15 protein-coding genes are annotated in these 18,723 nt (G+C 70.6%); 3 read left to right on the top strand and 12 right to left on the bottom strand.

Annotation, left to right across the window (positions count from 1 at the left end; genetic code table 11):
* Positions 1 to 83: 83 nt before the first annotated feature.
* Entirely contained in the window at positions 84 to 2,615 is a 2,532-nt protein-coding gene (locus IPJ78_15170; GenBank protein ID MBK7907883.1) for a U32 family peptidase, read from the bottom strand.
* A gap of 9 nt (positions 2,616 to 2,624) precedes the next feature.
* Positions 2,625 to 3,170: a DinB family protein gene (locus tag IPJ78_15165; GenBank protein ID MBK7907882.1), complete on the bottom strand. Its 546-nt coding sequence runs from the start codon at positions 3,168 to 3,170 to the stop codon at positions 2,625 to 2,627.
* Between the two features lie 117 nt (positions 3,171 to 3,287).
* On the opposite strand from IPJ78_15165, the gene IPJ78_15160 reads away from it, so the two are divergent.
* Positions 3,288 to 3,575, top strand: coding sequence for a hypothetical protein (locus tag IPJ78_15160; protein MBK7907881.1), 288 nt, complete (start codon positions 3,288 to 3,290; stop codon positions 3,573 to 3,575).
* On the opposite strand, the gene IPJ78_15155 is transcribed toward IPJ78_15160, so the two are convergent.
* From IPJ78_15155 to IPJ78_15130, 6 genes are all read right to left on the bottom strand, one after another.
* Positions 3,569 to 3,748 carry a hypothetical protein gene (locus IPJ78_15155; protein ID MBK7907880.1) on the bottom strand — a complete coding sequence of 60 codons (180 nt, stop codon included), beginning with the start codon at positions 3,746 to 3,748 and terminating at the stop codon, positions 3,569 to 3,571. The genes IPJ78_15160 and IPJ78_15155 overlap by 7 nt on opposite strands.
* Positions 3,745 to 4,788, bottom strand: a complete 1,044-nt coding sequence (locus IPJ78_15150; protein MBK7907879.1) for a saccharopine dehydrogenase NADP-binding domain-containing protein — start codon at positions 4,786 to 4,788, stop codon at positions 3,745 to 3,747. Before IPJ78_15150 ends, IPJ78_15155 begins: the two co-directional genes overlap by 4 nt.
* Positions 4,782 to 6,416, bottom strand: a complete 1,635-nt coding sequence (locus tag IPJ78_15145; GenBank protein ID MBK7907878.1) for an acyl-CoA carboxylase subunit beta — start codon at positions 6,414 to 6,416, stop codon at positions 4,782 to 4,784. Before IPJ78_15145 ends, IPJ78_15150 begins: the two co-directional genes overlap by 7 nt.
* A 2-nt stretch (positions 6,417 to 6,418) precedes the next feature.
* Complete coding sequence (locus IPJ78_15140) at positions 6,419 to 6,829, bottom strand: cobalamin B12-binding domain-containing protein (protein MBK7907877.1); 411 nt, start codon at positions 6,827 to 6,829, stop codon at positions 6,419 to 6,421.
* Between the two features lie 30 nt (positions 6,830 to 6,859).
* Positions 6,860 to 8,296, bottom strand: coding sequence for a hypothetical protein (locus tag IPJ78_15135; protein ID MBK7907876.1), 1,437 nt, complete (start codon positions 8,294 to 8,296; stop codon positions 6,860 to 6,862).
* A 393-nt stretch (positions 8,297 to 8,689) separates the two neighbouring features.
* The gene (locus IPJ78_15130) at positions 8,690 to 9,676 is read right to left on the bottom strand and encodes a hypothetical protein (GenBank protein MBK7907875.1); all 987 of its coding nucleotides are present in this window, start codon (positions 9,674 to 9,676) and stop codon (positions 8,690 to 8,692) included.
* 181 nt (positions 9,677 to 9,857) lie between these two features.
* On the opposite strand from IPJ78_15130, the gene IPJ78_15125 reads away from it, so the two are divergent.
* Positions 9,858 to 12,110 (top strand): hypothetical protein, encoded by a 2,253-nt coding sequence (locus IPJ78_15125; protein ID MBK7907874.1) that lies wholly within the window; start codon positions 9,858 to 9,860, stop codon positions 12,108 to 12,110.
* A 37-nt stretch (positions 12,111 to 12,147) separates the two neighbouring features.
* Positions 12,148 to 13,374, top strand: coding sequence for a VanZ family protein (locus tag IPJ78_15120; protein ID MBK7907873.1), 1,227 nt, complete (start codon positions 12,148 to 12,150; stop codon positions 13,372 to 13,374).
* A gap of 37 nt (positions 13,375 to 13,411) precedes the next feature.
* Here IPJ78_15120 and IPJ78_15115 read toward each other — a convergent pair whose 3' ends face one another.
* From IPJ78_15115 to meaB, 4 genes are all read right to left on the bottom strand, one after another.
* On the bottom strand, positions 13,412 to 14,167 hold the full coding sequence (locus IPJ78_15115; protein MBK7907872.1) for a methyltransferase domain-containing protein: 756 nt from the start codon (positions 14,165 to 14,167) through the stop codon (positions 13,412 to 13,414).
* Between the two features lie 81 nt (positions 14,168 to 14,248).
* Entirely contained in the window at positions 14,249 to 15,715 is a 1,467-nt protein-coding gene (locus tag IPJ78_15110; protein MBK7907871.1) for a hypothetical protein, read from the bottom strand.
* A gap of 221 nt (positions 15,716 to 15,936) precedes the next feature.
* Positions 15,937 to 17,592 carry a methylmalonyl-CoA mutase gene (locus IPJ78_15105; GenBank protein ID MBK7907870.1) on the bottom strand — a complete coding sequence of 552 codons (1,656 nt, stop codon included), beginning with the start codon at positions 17,590 to 17,592 and terminating at the stop codon, positions 15,937 to 15,939.
* A gap of 38 nt (positions 17,593 to 17,630) precedes the next feature.
* Complete coding sequence (gene meaB, locus IPJ78_15100) at positions 17,631 to 18,719, bottom strand: methylmalonyl Co-A mutase-associated GTPase MeaB (protein ID MBK7907869.1); 1,089 nt, start codon at positions 18,717 to 18,719, stop codon at positions 17,631 to 17,633.
* Positions 18,720 to 18,723: the final 4 nt, after the last annotated feature.

The raw sequence follows: 18,723 nt of genomic DNA, 5'->3' as shown, positions 1-18,723 counted from the left end.
GAACAATAGCAGGGGCAGGAGCGCCGGTGGCATCGGGACAGCGCCACCCGTGGCGCGTCGCCGCCACGCAGCGCCGAGTGGCGCTAGACGGCCCGCGCGAAGTGACCACGCGTGAAGCGGTCGCCGACCTCGTCCCGCACCGCGCGTCCGGGCGCGCGTCCCGCCGCGACGTTCGCCAGGGCCTCTCCATGCGCGGCGACGATCGCAGCGACCTCGTCGCCCGGCACGTTGAAGACCAGCCGGAAGCGCCGGATCCCGACCTGCCAGAGCCGCGGCAAGAACTCGCTCGCCTCGATCGGACGGGAGTGCAGGAGGCGATTGCGGCAGGCGTAGTCGGTGGCCACCGGGAACTCGTAACCGGCTGGGTCGGTGAGGCGCGTGTCGGCGTGCCGCCGCGTGCAGAGATCGCGGCAGTGCGTGGGCGTGCGGTCGAACGCCGCGCTCAGGACGCAGTGCTCCAGCGTCATCCCCTCCGGGCGCCCGTGCACGAGCACCTCGAACCGAGCCCCGCCCCACGGCTGCACGAGAGCCCCTATCTCGTCCACGGTCAGCTCCACCGACGGTGTGATGCCGGAGGCGCCGAGGGCGAAGCACTCGGCGGCGGTGTGCTGGTTGAAGCAGTTCACGGCGTAGTCCGCCCGGACGTCCCGACCGGCCGCCGCCAGTTCATGCAAGAGCCCGAGGTGGCCGCTGAGCAGCGGCGTGCCGAGGGCGAGCCACTTGTCGAGCTTCTTCCGCTCCTCAGGCCGCACGATCGTCGGAAGGCGCAAGCGGATGGCGACGCCAGCCTGCCGCGCGCGCTCGAGGAGGCCCTCCACGCGCGCGACGGGCGGGAAGGGGTGGCGGAGGAACGGATCGAGGACGACCTCCCCCGCCCCCGCCGCGATCGCGGCGTCGGCATCCTCGACCTGCCAGACTTCGGCCACGATCACCCCGGTGACGTCACCGCGCGGCACGTCCACCGGGGGCCGAGGAGCGTCGTCCACGGCTGCCTTCCGCGACGGCAGGGGCGGGACCTCCGCGACCGCCTCCGCGATGCGCGACGCGCGCTCCGCCTCCTCCGCCTGTCGCGCCCAATCCCGCAGCACGAGCAGCTCATCGACCGCGGCCTGGCGCAGTCGATTGAGTTCACGCACGGGGATGAAGAGCCCGTCGGCGAGCCCGCGCGTGTCCACGTCGGCGAGCACGAACGGCGTCTCGCCCAGGCGACCGAGTTGCTCACGCAGCTGCGGCAGGTCGAGGGCGCGCGAGGTCGCCTGCTGCAACGGGAGTTCGCTGCGGACGGTCACCTCATGATCCTCGGCCTCGACGATCGCCTTGAGCGGTGACCCGGAGGTGCCGAAGAGGCGGAACGAGAGCGCGACGCGGCGTTTCCGTTCGCCGCGCCCGACATCCGCGAAGCTCGCTCGCGCGCGCTCGAGCAGCGCGGCCTGCGCACTCCGCACGACCTTCCACCCGATGGGGACGCGATGCCGTGCGCGGATCGCCTGGCGCCACACGCCGTCCCGCTCGGAGAGCGTGCGGACGGAACCGGCGGCGAATCCGGTGCTCTCCAGGTGTCCGCCCGCCGGCGGTTCGAACCCGAGGCCGTCGCGCTCGGCGATCGGGGCGCGCACCTCGACCGTCACCTCGCCGTCGGCGAAGCCGGTGACGACGCCGAGTTCCACGCCCCGATTGTCCGGCTGCGTGCGGGTGATGTAGTCGCGCCCCTCGCGCCCACCGTACATGCCGCCGGTGAAGCCGCGCGAGAAGATCTGCACGAGCGGCTGGACCTCCTCGAAGCTCGGGGGCGCGAAGGCGCCCTGCTCCACCTGCTTCAGGAATTCGCGATACCCGCGCGTCACCGTCGCGACGAACTCCGGCTTCTTCTTCCGCCCTTCGATCTTCAGGCAGCCGATCCCCGCCTCCGCGATCTCGGCGAGGTGATCCCAGGCGCCGAGGTCCTTGGCCGAGATGAGGTAGCCGCGGTCGAGCTCGGCACCGGAGACGGCGTCCCGCAGCACATAGTCCTTGCGGCAGGATTGCGCACAGGAGCCGCGATTGGCCGACCGCTCGGAGATCATCCCCGACATGTAGCACTGGCCGCTGTAGGAGATGCAGAGTGCGCCATGGACGAAGGTCTCGAGCCCGAGCGTGGGGACGGCGGCGCGGATCGCCCGGATGTCGTCGAGCGAGTTCTCGCGCGCGAGCACCACCCGGTCGATGCCGAGCCGTTCCACCACCTTCGCCCCCGAGGCGTCGTGCACGGTCATCTGCGTCGACCCGTGGATCTCGAAGCCCGGATAGATGCGCTGGATGAGCCGCACCGCGCCGATGTCCTGCACGATCGCCGCATCGATGCCGCGGCCGATGCACTCGCCGAGATACGCCATGGCGTCGTGCAACTCGGACGGCTTGAGCAGGATGTTGAACGTCAGGTAAACACGGGCACCCCGCTCGTGGGCGATGAGGCAGGCCTGCTCGAGCTCGTCGAGCGAGAGCTGGGCACCGTCATCGCGCGCGTTGAAGCGCGACGCGCCGAGGTAGACCGCATCGGCCCCGTTCGCGACGGCCGCCCGCACGGCCTCGAGCGAGCCGGCGGGGGCGAGCAGTTCGGGGATGGGACGGAGCGGCATGTCCGCAATCTAAGCGGTGGCCGCGACGACCTCGTGGAGTTGAAGCAGGTGCCGTTCCTCGTGGCGCGCGACCATCAGGGTCCACTGCCAGCCGTCGAATGGACCGAAGTACGGGTGCGGGTGCCGGACGAGCGAGAGGCGAGGGCCAGCGGCCCGGATCGCCTCGAAGAGCTGGACACGTCCATCGGTCCAGCGGGCGCGCTCCGCGACGAGGTCGACCTCCGCCGGCGGGGTGATGGGCTCCGGCGCCTGCAGCTTCCGCGTGCGGTCGAGGAACGGGTACTGGTCCAGCACGGCGAGGATGGTCCGCGGCGAGGGGCCTGGCGGCACCGTCGCCGTCGCGGGGATCTCGCCGTCGAAGCGCTCGACCATGCGCGCGATGCCCCGCTCGACCTTGGCGACGTGCCAGACGATCTGCGCGGGACTCCACGCCCCGGCCGGGGCGCGGTGCAGGCGGTCGGCCGGCACCGCGTCGAGCGCGCGCTCGAACTCCGTCCGGACACGGGTGAGTTCCGTCTCGAGGGTGGTGATGCGAGGGTCTATTCCGAGCAGCATCGGGATCTCCCGGTGGGGGTGGACGGCCCTCGGCCGTCGATGGTCAATTGTAGCTTCGGGGCCCCTCCGAAACCCGCGGGGCGGCCCCCGCGTACGGCCTGCAACAGGAGTGATCCCATGTTCGGTCTCATCGGTCTGGCCATCTCGTTCGGCGCTTCGTGGTTCGGCTACAGCGCAGCGCGCCGTTTCGTCCGCGAGCGCCTGCGGTACGTCGATGCCGCCCACTCACCCGGCGCGGCCATCATGGCGGGGCTCATCGCGGCGATCGTCGCCTACCCGTTCGCCTGGATCCTCCCGCTCATCGGCCCCGGCACGGCCATCGTCTTCGGCATCGGCACGGGACTCGGTGCGCGTGCGGGGGCGTCCGACGTGAAGCGCGGCTACCACATCACGAGCGGCTACTGATCCTGCGCGGCGGTCGCGCCATTCCGGCGGCCGATGAAGCGCAGCAGGAAGGCGACGAACACCAGCACGATCCCGATCCACCGGAGCAGCGCGCTGTCCGCGCGCACGCCGGTCATGAAGACGGCCAGCCCCGCCGCCGTGATGACGAGCTTTGCGATCAGCTTCTCGTTCACGTGAGGTCCTCCCGAACGCTCCCGGGGATCTCGAGGACGAAGTCGGCACCGAAGGCCTTGGCGGGGGTGACGAACCCGGTGGGGATCGCACCGCCCGCGACCTTCTCCGCCGCGCGCACGGCCGCGAGGGCCGTCAGCTTGTAGCCCGTCGCCGCGGAGAGTCGTGCGCGCACCGTCGCGCCGGAGGCGTCGGTGGCCTCGCCCCACACTTGGCTCTGCGTGCGCTCGAGCGCGGCGGTGCTGGGCCCGGCCGGCCTCGACTTCAGGCGCCCCAGCAGGAACCGCTTCAACGCGCGCATCCGCAGCAGCGGCTCCACCAAGCGCATGAGCCGCATCGAACGAAGACCCGACGCCGTGGTGGCCATGTAGGTCGTGATGTCGGGGATGCCCGTGCTGTGGAATGCCGTGGACACATCACCCCACGGGATGGTCACGCAGAGTCTCGACTTGTCGGCGAACGGGACCGTCCGAGTGCGCCAAGCGGACGGCACGCGTATGATGCGCCCCCCGCGGCGGACGGCGCCGCCGAGTCCGAGGCCTTCGATGACCGTCGCGGCGGTGCCGTGTGACGGGCCCGTCCCGCCGCTGAACGCGAGCTCGATCGACGTGGCACCAGGCAGCCGCCGCTTGAGATGCGCGGCGAGGCAGTCGGTCGGGACCACATCGAAGCCGACGCCGGGGAGGATGGTGATCCCCGCCTGCACACCCCGCTCGTGCGCCGCGGCCATGGCCTCGAACACGCCGATCTCTCCCGTGATGTCGAGGTAGTGCACCCGCGCGGCGAGACAGGCCGCGAGCATGGGTTGCGCGGTGTGCAGGAACGGCCCGGCACAGTGGATGACCGGGCCGGCCCCCGAGAGCGCCCGTTGCATCGCCGCCGGATCGTCGAGCGCGGCCGGCCGTGCCTCCAACCCATGCTGCCGCGCGAGCGCCTCGACAGCGGCCGCGGAACGCCCCGAGAGGACGGGGCGATGGCCGCGCGCGAGCGCTTCCTCGAGGATCAGACGACCGGTGTAGCCGGTGACGCCGTAGATCAGCATCGTGCCGGGATGACGTAGGGTCCGAGGTGTGGGCCTGGATTCTGCCAGGCGGCGCGAAGCGCGATCGCCAGGGCGGTGCGCGTGTCCTCGGGGTAGACGATCCCGTCGATGTAGCCGCGGGCGCCCGCATAGCGCGCATCAAGCTGATGCTCGTAGTCCTCGCGCATCTCGCTCATCGAGGCCTGCACGTGCTCGCTCGGCTCGCGTCCGGCCGCCTTGGCCGCGGCGATCGCGGGCCCGTGCACGGCAGCGACCGCGGCCTCCCCCTCCATGACCGCCATGCGACCGGTCGGCCAGGAGAAGATGAAGTCGGGATCGAACCCCTGTCCGGCCATCGCGTAGTACCCCGCCCCGCTCGCGTGATTCACGGTGAGCACCAGCTTGGGTACCGTGGCCGTCGCCATGGCCTCCACCCAACGCGCGCCCGCCCGGATGATACCTTCGTGCTCGGCCTCCGTCCCCACCATGAAGCCGGACACATCCTGCACGAAGAGGAGCGGGATCCCCTGGCGGTCGCACCGATCGATGAAGAACGCGACCTTCTCCGCGCTCTCGGCGTAGATGATCCCGCCAAAGCGCGGCGGCTCCCCCGGGCGTCCCTTGATGAGCCCGCGAGCGTTCGCGATCACACCGACGGGAATCCCCTCGATCCGCGCGTCGCCACAGATCATCTCCTTCGCGAGGTTGGGCTGGAACTCGTCGAGCGAACCCCCGTCGAGCACAGCCCGCAGGACCGCGTGCATGTCGTACGACATGCGGTGGTCCGCAGGCAGCGTCTCGTAGAGCGTCTCGGCGGCGGCGCCGGGACGCAGGTCGGGATCGTGCGGCGCGACGCGCGGCGGCGGCGCGAGTCGCGCCACGAGGTCGCGCATCTTCGCGAGGCAGGCCTGATCGTCCTCGAGCGCGTAGTGGGCGACGCCACTCACCTCGGTGTGCATCGTCGCGCCGCCGAGCGTCTCGCCGTCGACGGTCTGGCCGGTGGCCCCCTTCACGAGGTTCGGCCCCCCGAGGCCCATGAACGACGTCCCCTTCACCATGAGGATCGCGTCGCTCAGCGCCGGGAGGTAGGCGCCGCCCGCGACGCACTGCCCCATCACCGCCGCGATCTGCGGGATGCGCAGGAATCGCCGCATGAGCGAGTTATAGTAGAAGATCCGCGCGGCGCCGTACTGCCCCGGGAACACGCCGCCCTGATACGGGAGGTTCACGCCCGCGGAATCGACGAGGTAGAGGATCGGGATGCGGCACCGCATCGCGCATTCCTGCGCCCGCAGGATCTTCGGGATGGTCTCCGGCCACCAGGAGCCGGCCTTCACCGTCGCGTCGTTCGCGACGACGACGCATTCGCGACCGTTCACCTGCGCGATGCCGGTGATGACGCCCGCGGCGGGGGCCTCACCCTCGTACAGGTCATGTGCGACGAGCAGGCCGAACTCGAGGAAATGCGAACCCGCGTCCTTCAGCGCGGCGACGCGTTCGCGCGCGGTGAGCTTGCCTTGCGCATGCTGCTTGGCGATGCGGTCCGGCCCGCCGCCGAGTCGCAGACGGTGCTCGAGCTCGCGGCACTCGTCGGCGAGGGCGCGAAGGCGACCGGCGGCGGGAGCGGCCGATTCGCCGGGTCGCGCCACGCTCAGGCTTCCTGGTGCCGCGCCGTGAACCACTCGCGGATGTAGTCGGCAAGCGCGGAGGTGGGCGTGCCCGGACCGAAGAGCTTGCCCACCCCCTGCTGCTCCAGCGCTTCCATGTCCTCCTTGGGGATGATGCCGCCACCCGTGAGGAGGATGTCGCCTCGTCCCTGCTCCGTGAGCAACTGCTGGACGCGCGGGAAGAGCGTCATGTGCGCCCCCGAGAGGATCGAGAGGCCGACGACGTCGACGTCCTCCTGCACGGCAGCGGTGGCGATCATCTCGGGCGTCTGGTGGAGGCCGGTGTAGATGACCTCCATGCCGGCATCGCGAAGGGCGGCGGCGACGACCTTGGCACCACGGTCATGACCGTCGAGGCCGGGCTTGGCGACGAGGACTCGGATGGGGCGGCTCATGCGGAGAATTCTACTTGTGCGGCCACCTGACTACCAGCGCATGAGCGACATCCGTCCGCTGCCCGACCTGGCCCGCGTGACGTCCATCGGCTCTGCCCACCCCACACCCGTGCGGTCTGATACGCTGAAGCGGACGGCGAGTCCGGGGCCCCCGTCGACCGGACCGACGGGAAGCCCGATGTCGAGTCGGTACATGCGCTTGCCGCCGGCGGGGATCGCCGCGAGGATCGCGATCCCAGCGGAGCTCCGGACCGGTGAGTCCACGCCGTACGGCGCATCACCGGCCCAGACGCGCCCCCCGTCGATGAACAGGGCGAGGCCTGCATCCAGCCGCCGCGAGATCCCGGGAAGGAGGACCCGCTCCTCGAGCCGAGCCACCGCGCGCTGCCCTCCGGCATCGTTCGCGGACGGGAACGCGATTAGACCACCGTCCGGATCGCGCAGATCGAGCTGCGCGGGGAAGTCGAGTCCGTGCAGGCTGGCGACGGAGAGGCTCACCACGCGCGTCCGTCGCGCCGACGCGAGCCGATGCCACGAAAGTCGCGAGGAGACCACCACCCCGGCCCATCGCCCCGTGGTGAGACCGTTCGTCGGTCGCGCTTCGGCGCGCGCACTGACGGACGCGAACGAAGCGGGCGATCCGACCCCGGCATACAGGTCCCCCGCGACGAGCAGGTCGCGCACGACGGATGGCCGCCAGGCCGCGGGTGCCACCATCAGGCTCACTTGGGTACCGACACCGACATCCTGCGCCGCCCGCAGGGCATCGAACCGCCGCACGGTGATGAACCGCAGGGCGCGCGCCCCGAGCAGCAGCGCGAGGCGACTCACCCCGTGGTCGGCGAATCGCCCGATGAGGACCGAGTCCCCCGCCCCGACCAGACCGGAATCGGTCACCACCACGACGGCATTCGTCGTCCGCACGTCCGCTCCCACGAGCATCACTCCCGCGAGGCCGAGCACGCGGTCATCGCGGAACGGCCCGAGCCGGTGGACCCACCCGAGGTGCCACGCCGACCGCTGTGTGCGCACCGCCCCCGCCACCTGCCCCGGCCGCAAGAGCGACGTGTACTCCGTCTCCTGCGCGAGGCCCGCGTCGAACGCCTCGCGTTGCAGCACACTCAGGAACGGACTCGACACCCCGAACTCCAGGAGGGCTCCGAGTGGTCGTCGCTCGACCGCGAGGGTCGCGACGGCCGGCAGGTGGAAGATCCCGTACTGGGCGAATCGCAGTCCGGCGCCATCGCGATAGGCGCCGCCTCGCTCGGCGCCGATGCTCACGCTGCGCCCTCGCTGTTGCAGGTCGAGGGTCCCCACGCGCACCGCGGCGATCCCATCCTCGGTGACACGGCCGCTCAGGAGCCACGGGAACTCGTCGACGACGTCGATGCGCAAGCGGACGCGGCCGTCGGGCTCCGGGCGCGCGGTGATCTGTGCCGACGAGAGGTACGGTTGGGCGCGGAGCATGCGCTCCGACTCGCGCCTATCCCTCTCGGTACACGGGCGCCCGGGCGCGAGTCGTACATAGGCCAGGATCGCGCGCGTCCGCCGCGGATCCGTCTCCGCCTCGACCTCGGGTGCCTCCGTCGAGCGCTGGGCGGCCGTACGCGGCGAGGGCGCGTGGCGATGGATCTCGATCCGGCTGATCGATTCACCGGCGCACGCCCCCCGCGGCAGGGCCGGTCGGATCACGGCGGGAGGGGTCTGTGCGGGAGGCGCGTACATCGAACGGCGTCGCGCGCACCTCGGGTCCCGCGGGGAGCGTGGGAGCCGATGCGCCGCGGTCGGCGCACCGGTCCACGTCCGAAAGCTACTCGATCACACGATCCGGATGGCGGACGCCCCGAATCGCGGCCGCGCTCAGCGCTGCTGCGTCTTCATGAAGTTGATCACCTCGGTGTTCCACGAGACGGTCGCACGGAGGAACTGCGCCGTGTACGCCTCACGGTCGACCTTCATGCCGTAGTTGGTACTGCTGGTCTGCATGTCCGCGGAGCCGGAGAGGATGCTCAGGCTGCGCGACAGCGCGTTCGCGACGCGCGGCGAGGCATCCTCGACCGACGCGACCTGCCCGACGTCCCCGCCGAGGTTCTCCATGTGCCGCTTCATCTGGAATCCACCCCCACCCAGCTTCTCGGTGGTGTAGGTCGTCATCGCGATCATCCGCATGCGAGGCCGGATGTTCACCGAGGCGGAGCGCGACGATATGCTGCGGTCGGTCTCGCCACCCATGATGGGAGCGTCGATCGTGTACTCCGGGACGACGATGCCGGCGTTGAGATCCTTCATGACCTTCCGGAAGCCCCAGCCGTAGCCCTGCATCGGCGGGTCGATCGCCTGCGCATCACTCGGGAAGGCCATCGCGTACTCGATGTCGCCGCCAGGGGGGTTGACCGTCGGCATCCCCCAGTCGGCGTCGGCCGTGTAGCGGGGCATCCGCTGGACCTCCGGGATGTCCTTCAGGTCGTCGTACGTGAGCACCTCGTATCCCGCTTCACGCAGCCGCGCGACGACGTCGTCGTAGAGCCGCTTGGAGAGTTCCTGCAGGTACTCCTTCTCCAGCCCGGCCACCACGAAGCGACCCTTGGCCCGGGCGGTCGCACCGCGACCCTGGTTCACAACGAAGAGGGATCCGCGCAGCGCATAGCGGACCACGATCGTCGGCACGATCACCTTCTTCAGGTCCCGGAGCGAGCGCTCTCCGTAGACGTTCATGTCACGCCCCATCACGATGGGGTTCTCAATGGCGATGGGCGCCGACTGGGCCGCGGCGAGGCCGGGAGCGAGACTCTGCGCGAGAACGGCGGCGGCGAATACGACGGGGGCGAGGGTCGAGCGACGAAGCAAGTGGAACCTCCAGAGTGCGGTGAGAACTTCGGCGGGAGCATCGGTCGGAACGGCCGTATGCTACGCGCCCACCTCATCCACTCCTCAACACATCAACACGATGGGCTGTATGGATTTAGGACACGCCCCCCCCGCGCCTCGCACGGTTGAGCAGGCACGAGTCCTGCTCCAGATTCCGGCCATGGCCGCCGCTCCCTTCCGCCTGTCGACCCTGGGGCGCCTCTCCCTCGCTGATGCGGCGGGGGGCGAGGACCCGTCCCTCGCGACCAGGCGGAGGAAGCTGGCCGTGCTCGTCGTGCTCGCCGTGTCACGGAAGCCCATCACCCGGGACGCGCTGACCGAACTCTTCTGGGGCGACCAGGCGGAGGAGCGCGCGCGACACTCCCTGAGTGACACCTTGTCGCACCTCCGCCGTGTGCTCGGACCTGACGCGATCGCCGCTCGGCGGGCCGACATCGCGCTCGCCAAGCAGACGCCGCTCACGGTCGACATCGTGGAGTTGCATGCTGCCGCACAGGCGCAGCAGTGGGGCGCAGTCACCGCGCTCTACGCCGGGCCGTTCCTGGACGGGGTCCATGTTCCGGACTCGCCGCGATTCGACCAGTGGGTCACGACTCAGCGTGCGACGGTCGAACGGTTCTTCGAGACCGCGTGCCACCACGAGTGCGCGCGACTGGCCGAGGCCGGCGCGTGGCAGGACTGCGCCGCGCTGGCCTCACGCTGGCTCGACCGGGCGCCGCTCTCGGTCGAGGCAGCGGACCGCTTGTTGACCGCGCTAGAGCTCGAGGCGGTCGATCCGGCCAGCGGCGCCCGACAGGCCCTCGCGGCGTTCGATCGGCTCGCGAGACGCGTGCAACTCGAATTCGAGACAACGCCCGACGCCTCCCTGGTGGCACGCGCCGACGCGTGGCGCGCGCGTCGGAGCGCGGCCTCGGTGCCGCTGGCCCTGCCTGCCTCGTCGACCGAAACGCCAGAGCCCATGCCGCCCTCTCCCGCTCCGATGAGAACAGCGCGTCGCTGGCTCGCCATCGCGGGACTCGGCATCGCGGCAGTCGGCGTCGCGAGCTCACTCCCGCGCGGGAACACGACGATCATCTCGGTGGGGGGCACGCCTCGACCGATCACCACCAGGTCGGCTGAGGCACTCGCGCTCTATCGGGCGTCCTTCTCCGATCCCGACCTGCTGCGCGGCGAGGCACCGGACGCGGAGGCACGGCTCGAGCGCGCGGTGGCGATCGACCCGTCCTTCGCGATGGCGTGGCAGCGGATCGGCTCCATCCTCGACGGCGACGAGAATGCCCGCACGCGGGTCCACGAGGCCCTTTCGCGCGCCCGTGCCCTCAGTGACTCGGTGTCCGAGTACGAGCGACACCTCATCCTCGGCACCTACCACATGATAGTTAGCGGGAATCTCGCCGAAGCGGCCGCCGAGTTCCGCGCGTCGCTCGAGATCGAGCCGGGCAATGTGTCGAACTGGCATCGCCTCGGGATGGTGTACCAGTACCTCGGTGATGACGAGCGCGCCGCGGCGGCATACTCGGCCGCGAATCGCATCGCCCCGACCTCGGCCGCCCGCTGGATCAACCTCGTGGACGTGCGATTCGCCAGCGGGGACACCGCGGGCGCGGCGCGCGCCATCGATTCCATGGCCCTCCACTTGCCGGGCCATGCGAGCGTCTACGTGATGGCAGCGAATCTCTCGGCCGCGACCGGGGACCTCGACCGAGCGCTCTCGATGGTACGTTCCTACGCGACCTCGGGCCCCGGGAACGAGCGGACGCAGGCCTTCGCGCGGATGTACCGCTCCCGCATCCATTGGACGGCAGGACGCCTCGATGCGGGCGATGCGGACTCCCGCGACGCGATGCAGCGCAACCTCGCGCGCGGCGATTCGGTCTGGGCGCTTCGTGATGGCCTCGCGATGGTGCAGGCGACCGCCTGGCTGCGACACGAGCCGTCCGTCGCCCACGCCCAGCTCAGCGAGGTGCTCGCGAAGGTCCCCGTCGATTCCTTGCGCCCGCTGGACCGTCCCTGGCTCGAGATCGCGCTCGCCGCCGCGGTCGCCGGAGACCCGACGAGGGCGCGCGCCGCCTTGGCGGCCTACCACCGCGACGCGACCCCATACGTCCGGGATCGCGAGGAGAGCCGCCGGCATCACGCGGAAGGCACCCTCGCGTTGACCGAGGGGCGATTCAGCGAGGCCGTCCGGCATCTGGAGCAGGCGGCCTTCCCCGAATGCCGTGTCTGCGGCCTTCCCGAACTGGCGCTGGCGCATGAGGCGCTCGGCGACTCGGATGCGGCGCTCCGCACCTATCACGAGTACCTCGAGACACCGACGTTGCGGCGCACCGACCTGCTCGACGCGCTCCACCTGCGCTGGGTGCGCGAGCGGCTCGAGGCGCGCGTACCGGCGTGGCGCCCACGCGCCCGTTGACGCTCTCGACCGGCTCGTGAACTCCGAGCGCCCCCGGGTGGCGCGCGCCAGCATCGTCTCGACCGCGCAGGCGAGGCTGTCCCGAGCCGTGCTCGGCTACCTCGCGCTGATGATCGCGATCATCACGCTCGCGCCCTTCCGCTTCGCGGCTTCACCGGTGCGCGGGTTCGTGACGATGTGGGGGCTCCGCGATGCCGTCCTGAACGTCGTCCTGTTCTTGCCGCTGGGGTTCGTGCTGCAGCTCGGTCGCCCGCGCGGGAGCCCGTTCGCCTGGGGACGCGCGCTCGCCCTGGGCGCGACCTTCAGCGGTCTCATCGAGGTCGCGCAGCTCTTCCTGCCCGAGCGATTCCCCTCGCTCGCCGACCTCGCGACCAACGCGCTCGGCGCCGTGCTCGGCGCGCTCCTCGCCGCGCGCGCGACGCGCAGACTCGACGCTGCGGGCACGGTGCGCGCGTTCGCGCTGGACCTGCCGCTCGTCGGACTCCTCTACCTGTTCGTCCCGGTGCTCTGGCTCGGCGGCCTGTCATTCGACGGGAGGGAGTTGCTCCTCCTTCTGCTCCCCGTGGTCTCCGCGGGATGGATCATCGCCTCGGTGCATGCGGCCTACTCCGGCAGCGCGCACACGGCGCGGATCCGCCCGCTGCTGCAGCCGGCGCTCGGCGGTGCGCTCTTCGTCGCGATCGGGTTCCTGCCAGCCATGCCCGTCGCGCCGATGCTGGCGCCCGCGGCGGCCGCGGTGCTCGCGCTCGCCGTCCTCGCACGACTCCGCGCGCCGGATTCCCTGACCCACGAGCGCACCGCGAGCGGTGGACGCTCGCGACGCTTCGAGGCGCCGACACTGCGTGCCGCGATGATGCCGCTCCTCGCCCTGATCGTCGGGCACGCGCTCTGGCCGCTCGACGCGCCGCGCGCCGCCTGGCACGGCACGCTCGCGTTGCTCCCGTTCGGCGTGGAGCCGGACGACCGCGGGGTCTTCCGCATCATGGCGCAGGTGTCGGCCTTCGCCGCCCTCGGCTACGCGGTCGCCGAGCAGGCGGGACGTACGCGCACGTCGCTCGGCGCGCTCGCCCCACGCGTACTCCTCGCGAGCGCCCTGCTCGCGGTGCCACTCGAGGTCGCGCGCGGGCTGCGGGCCGAGACAGCGAGTCGCGCGCTCGTGGCCGGGTTCAGCATCGCCGCAGCGCTCTTCGGCGCATGGATCTTCGTGCTCCAGCTCGCCAACGTGCGTGCCCTGCTCGGCCGTGAGGGTCCGTCGGCCGGGTGAGGCGCATCCGGGAGGCGCACCGCCGCCCGACGCGTCGCTAGCCTTCCTTGCGCGCGATCAACAGCATCTCGCTCGATCGGCGCGTGAGCGGCCGATCGCGGAACGAATCCCACGCCTGCTCGACCACCAGTCCCGCGTCGAGCATGAGCTCGGCCAGGCGCGTAGCGGTATAGAGCCGGATCCGGTGCTCCCGGCGTTCGGTGCCGCGCTTCCCCTGCCAGAGTGACCTGATGGTGAGGAACCCCGAGACGGGATCGAACTCGCGGTCCTGCGCGATGATCGTGCCGTCGAGGGTCTGCCACCAATCGCTCGGCAGGAACTTCGCCATCACGCCATCGCGGCTCCCGCCCTGCCAGACGAGCTGCCCCCCCGGCTTGAGCACACGCGCGAACTCGCGGATGACGGCCGCGTCATCGCGCGCGTCGGTGAAGAACCCGAAGCTCGTGAACAGGTTGAGCACCGCATCGAAGCGGTCCGTCCACGCGGCCGGTAGCCGCCGGAAGTCCCCGCGCCGGTAGCGAAGGTTCCGCGCCGTCCCGCGCTTCTTCGCGAGGCCGATGAGATGGGCCGACAGGTCGAGTCCGTCCACGTCGTACCCTGCTTCCGCGAGCAGGTGCGCATGGCGTCCCTGCCCGCACGGGATGTCGGCGACGCGCGCACCGGACTCGAGCTGGAGCAGATCGATGAGCCGCGCGACCTGCTGGCGATCGGAGACGAGGTCGAAGAGCGGCTCGTACTCGCGTACGTAGCCCGCGTCGAAGTAGCTGCGCCACCATTCCGGGTTCTGCGTCATGTCGGAAGATAACAGTCCCGGAACGATGACCGGCCGGCCACCCCCGAGGGGATGACCGGCCGGCCCCACCATCGGTGCCGGTCAGGGCGTGATGGTGACGGTCACCTGCGCCGGGTTCGCGACGACGGATCCCGCGACGTTCCCGCTCGCCGCGAGGCCGGCGATGAGCAGCGTCCCCGTGCCACTCGTCGCCTGCTCGGCCTGCACACCTGCCCGGCCGTTGTCCGTGGCCGACGCCCCGATCAGACGGCCGGTGAGCGTGCCGTTGCCATTCTCGTCGAACTGGATGCCGTGGCCGGCATTCCGCTCGGCGTTGATGCCGCGCAGCGTCGCCATCAGGTTGCCGCCTGCGTCCTCGCGGACCTGGATGCCGCCGATCGCGTTGTCGTTCGCGGTGATGCCGCCGAGCGTGACAGCGACGTCGCCATCCCCCTTCTCGCGCACCTTGAGCCCGGCGTCGCCGTCAAGCGCCCCGTTGCCGCTGGCCACGATGTCGCGGAGCGTCGCCAAGATATCGCCGCCGCCGGCGAAGTCGTCGTCCTCCTCGAACTCGATGCCCTCTTCACGATTGCCGTTCGCGACGACGTCATACATCTCGACGCGCAGGTCGCCGGCGTGATTCTCGTTGAGGTCCACGCCCTGCTCGAAATTGTCACTCACCGTCACGTCGATGAATCGCCCGATGATGTCACCGGCATCAGCCTCGTCCACATCGATCCCGTCGTCGTAGTCCTCGGCGGCGAAGCCGCCATTCCCGGTGAGGCGCGACGACTGCAGCACGAACTCCGCCGATCCCTCTCCGCGCTCGTCAAGCTCCACGCCGTCGCCGCCGTTCCCGGCGATCGTGAGCCCCTTCATGGTGACGATGAGCGACCCGAGGCCACCCTCGTTGATGCGGATGCCGTCCCGGTCGAGCGCCGAGAATCCGTTCTCCACCGACGCGACGTTCCGGAGATCGACGCGGACCGCCGCAGCGGACCCTTCCGACCCGACGGCGTCCGGATTCTGCAGATACTCGGCCTGATCGTTGATCAGGATCCCGTGTCCGCCGTTCCCCTGCGAGCGCACGCCCTCGAGCGAGATCTGCACGACACCCTCGGCATCCGCCGGCACGAGTAGCGCGAGTCCGACATCCGCGGCATCCTCGATCGCGACATTGCGGACGATGATGGAGCGGGCCGCGGTCAGCGTGAGTCCGTTCCCAGTGCTCGCGCTCCCGTCGATGACCTGATTCCCACCATCGAAGTAGAGCGGCTGTCGACCCGTGTACACGATCGGCGACGCGGGGCTGATGCGCCCGAGTCCCTCGCCGAGCTTGATCGCGCGGACCATCGTGTCGGCATTGGCCTCGGCGATGGCGGCGCACAGCGAACCGGCCCCTTCGTCGCCGGCGGTGGTCACGACGAGCTTGCGCGCGGTGCCGCCGGTCCCGGCCGCCAAGGACGCGGTCTCCAGCGCCGTCGGTGCGAGCGGATTCCGGTCCGCGCCGTCGGAGCACGCCGCGGCAGCGAGGGCAAGGAGCAACAGACGACGGGAGGATCGATGCACGAGGAGCCTCGGGAGATGGGGTCGAGCGTGCGCCGGCGCACGCGGGGACCCGCCGAAGCTAGGCCCGTTCGTCACGCTCCCGGTGAGGCCGCGGTCACGTCCTCATCTCGGCCCCATGACGAACGCGTCACGACGGACCGGATCGCCCGCGCTCGCCGCCGCTTCGTACCGCCCACCGCCATCCACCATCTGTCAGCTTCCTTCGGCCACCTGCGTCCTGCTCAGAAGAACACCGGCTCCCGATAGGCCCCGAACACATCCTCGAGCGCCGCCCGGATCTCGTACAACGTGCAGTAGCTCCGCGCGCACGCGAGGATGAAGGGGACGACGTTCTCGCTCCCCTTCGCCGCCTGTCGCAGCCGATCGAGATTCGCCGCGCAAGTCGCCGCGTCGCGCGTGCCGCGCAGGCGCGCGAGCGCAGCGGCCTGATCCTTCGCCGCCTGCTCGTCCATCTTGAGCAGCGGGATGGTGAGCGCCGACTCCTCGCTCTCGAACGCGTTGACCCCGACGATGAGTCGCCGGTGCTGTTCGATCTCCCACTGCTGGCGCGCCGCGGCCTCGGCGATCTTCCGCTGGAACCACCCGTTCTCGAGCCCCTGCACCACGCCCCCCTCCTCGGCGATCTGCTCGAAGAGCGCCTCCGCCTTGCGCTCCATCTCGTCGGTGAGCGCCTCGACGTAGTACGACCCGCCGAGCGGGTCGATGACGTTCGGCACGCCGGTCTCGAAGGCGAGCACCTGCTGCGTGCGGAGCGCGACCTCGACCGCATGCTCCGTCGGCAGCGCGAGCGTCTCATCCATCGAGTTGGTGTGGAGCGACTGCGTCCCGCCGAGGACCGCGGCCATCGCCTGGTACGCGACGCGCACGATGTTGTTCATCGGCTGCTGCGCCGTGAGCGTCACCCCCGCGGTCTGCGAGTGGAAGCGCATGACGAGGGAGCGGGGACTCTTGGCGCCGTAGCGCTCCTTGAGGTGGCGCGCCCAGATGCGGCGCGCCGCGCGCAGCTTCGCGATCTCCTCGAAGAAGTCGTTGTGGACGTCCCAGAAGAAGCTGAGGCGCGGCGCGAAGTCGTCGACGTCGAGCCCGCGCGCGATCCCGCGCTCCACATAGGTGAACCCGTCGGCGAGCGTGAACGCGAGCTCCTGCGCCGCCGTGGCGCCGGCCTCGCGGATGTGGTAGCCCGAGATCGAGACGGTGTTCCACTGCGGCACGTACTGCGCCCCGTACTCGAACATGTCGACGATCAACCGCAGCGCCGGCTCGATCGGGAAGCACCAGGCGTGCTGCGCCATGTACTCCTTGAGGATGTCGTTCTGCACCGTGCCACGGAGCTGCTCGGGCCGCACGCCCTGCTTCTCCGCCGCCGCGATGTAGAAGCACCACAGGATGATGGCCGGGCCGTTGATCGTCATCGACGTCGAGACCTGGTCGAGCGGGATCCCCTCGAACAGCGCCTCCATGTCGGCGAGCGAGCTGATCGCCACGCCGCACTTGCCCACCTCGCCCTCCGACCGCGGATGGTCGGAGTCGTAGCCCATGAGCGTGGGGAAGTCGAAGGCGACCGAGAGCCCCGTCGTTCCGTTCTTCAACAGGAACTTGTAGCGCTCGTTCGTCTCCTTGGCCGAGCCGAACCCCGCGAACTGCCGCATCGTCCAGAGCTTCCCGCGATACCCGGTCGGATGGATCCCGCGCGTGAACGGATACACGCCGGGCACCTCGAAGGCGGTGCCCCCGGAGCCCTCGAGGTCCATCGCCGTGTAGAGTCCCGCCACCTCGGACTCGGAGTTGGTGTAGGCGATGTCGCGCTTCTCGCCCTTTTCGAAACGGGAACGCCACTGCGTCACCTCCGCGCGGAGCTGCTCGAGCTCCTGCTGCATCGCGGCGACGGTCGGGTCGAGATCGGGGATCGAGGTCATCAGGTGTTCCCGGTGAGGGTCCCGGCCTGTACGCTGCGCTCGAGCAGCAGGTCGGCCACGGCCAACGGCGTCGTCTCCCCGCGCTCGAGCGCGGGGAGCTGCGCCTCCAGCCACTCCTGCACGGATGCGTCGCGCCAGAGCCGACGGCGCACCCGGTGTTCGACGGCATCGACCACGCGTTCGCGGAGCCGGGCCCGGCGCCGCGCGTGGAGGGTGCCACTGCGTTCAAGATACGCGAAGTGCCGGTCGAGGGTCGTGACGAGCTCGGCCACCCCTTCCCCCGTCGCACCGATGGTCCGCAGGACGGGCGGCATCCAGTGCTCGCCATCGTCCTTCGCGGCCGCCTCGCGGGCGACCCGCTTGGGGTTCACGTGCTTCAGGTCCACCCCGTGGTGCGCCGGCACGTCACGCAGGGTCGCGCCGCTGCGCAGACCGAGCATCAACTCGATGTCGTTCCGTAGGCGGTCGGCGCCCGGGCGGTCGGCCTTGTTCACGACGAAGAGATCGGCGATCTCCATCACGCCGGCCTTGAGCGTTTGGATCGAGTCACCGCTCTCGGGCACGAGGACCACGGTGCTCGTGTCGGCGAGGCGCGCGATATCCAGCTCGCTCTGCCCCACGCCGACCGTCTCCACCAGGATGCGGTCGGTCCCGAACGCGTCGAGCACGTCGCAGACCTCGCGCGTGGTCGCCGCGAGTCCCCCGAGCGAGCCACGGGTCGCCATCGACCGGATGAAGACGTTCGGATGCAGGGCGACGCGTTCCATCCGCACGCGGTCGCCGAGGAGCGCGCCACCGGTGAACGGAGACGTCGGGTCCACCGCGACGATGCCGACCGTCATCCCCGCGCCGAGGTACGACTCCGCGAGCAGCGTCGTCAACGTCGACTTCCCTGCGCCCGGCGGCCCAGTGATCCCGATCCGTCGCGAGCGTCCGAGGAGCGGATGACACGCGGACAGCCACTGCTCATGCCCCTCGCGATGGTTCTCGACGATCGACACCGCCCGCGCGAGTGCCGCCTTCCGGCCCGCCACGAAATCGGCGAGGAGCGTCACGAGCGCGGCGGGCGCGCCCGCCGGGAGTCGCATCGCG

It is taken from the genome of Gemmatimonadota bacterium, from assembly GCA_016714015.1.
In the GTDB taxonomy this organism is placed as follows: domain Bacteria; phylum Gemmatimonadota; class Gemmatimonadetes; order Gemmatimonadales; family Gemmatimonadaceae; genus Pseudogemmatithrix.
Note: the sequence above shows the minus strand (reverse complement) of the source record. Positions and strands in the feature narration are given on the sequence as shown.

Coding starts and splice junctions, on each gene's coding strand:
- IPJ78_15115 (MBK7907872.1), bottom strand. CDS start 14,167: ATGACGCAGAACCCGGAATGGTGGCGCAGCTACTTCGACGCGGGCTAC.
- IPJ78_15105 (MBK7907870.1), bottom strand. CDS start 17,592: ATGCAGCAGGAGCTCGAGCAGCTCCGCGCGGAGGTGACGCAGTGGCGT.
- IPJ78_15170 (MBK7907883.1), bottom strand. CDS start 2,615: ATGCCGCTCCGTCCCATCCCCGAACTGCTCGCCCCCGCCGGCTCGCTC.
- IPJ78_15150 (MBK7907879.1), bottom strand. CDS start 4,788: ATGCTGATCTACGGCGTCACCGGCTACACCGGTCGTCTGATCCTCGAG.
- IPJ78_15135 (MBK7907876.1), bottom strand. CDS start 8,296: ATGCTCCGCGCCCAACCGTACCTCTCGTCGGCACAGATCACCGCGCGC.
- IPJ78_15165 (MBK7907882.1), bottom strand. CDS start 3,170: ATGCTGCTCGGAATAGACCCTCGCATCACCACCCTCGAGACGGAACTC.
- IPJ78_15160 (MBK7907881.1), top strand. CDS start 3,288: ATGTTCGGTCTCATCGGTCTGGCCATCTCGTTCGGCGCTTCGTGGTTC.
- IPJ78_15140 (MBK7907877.1), bottom strand. CDS start 6,829: ATGAGCCGCCCCATCCGAGTCCTCGTCGCCAAGCCCGGCCTCGACGGT.
- meaB (MBK7907869.1), bottom strand. CDS start 18,719: ATGCGACTCCCGGCGGGCGCGCCCGCCGCGCTCGTGACGCTCCTCGCC.
- IPJ78_15125 (MBK7907874.1), top strand. CDS start 9,858: ATGGCCGCCGCTCCCTTCCGCCTGTCGACCCTGGGGCGCCTCTCCCTC.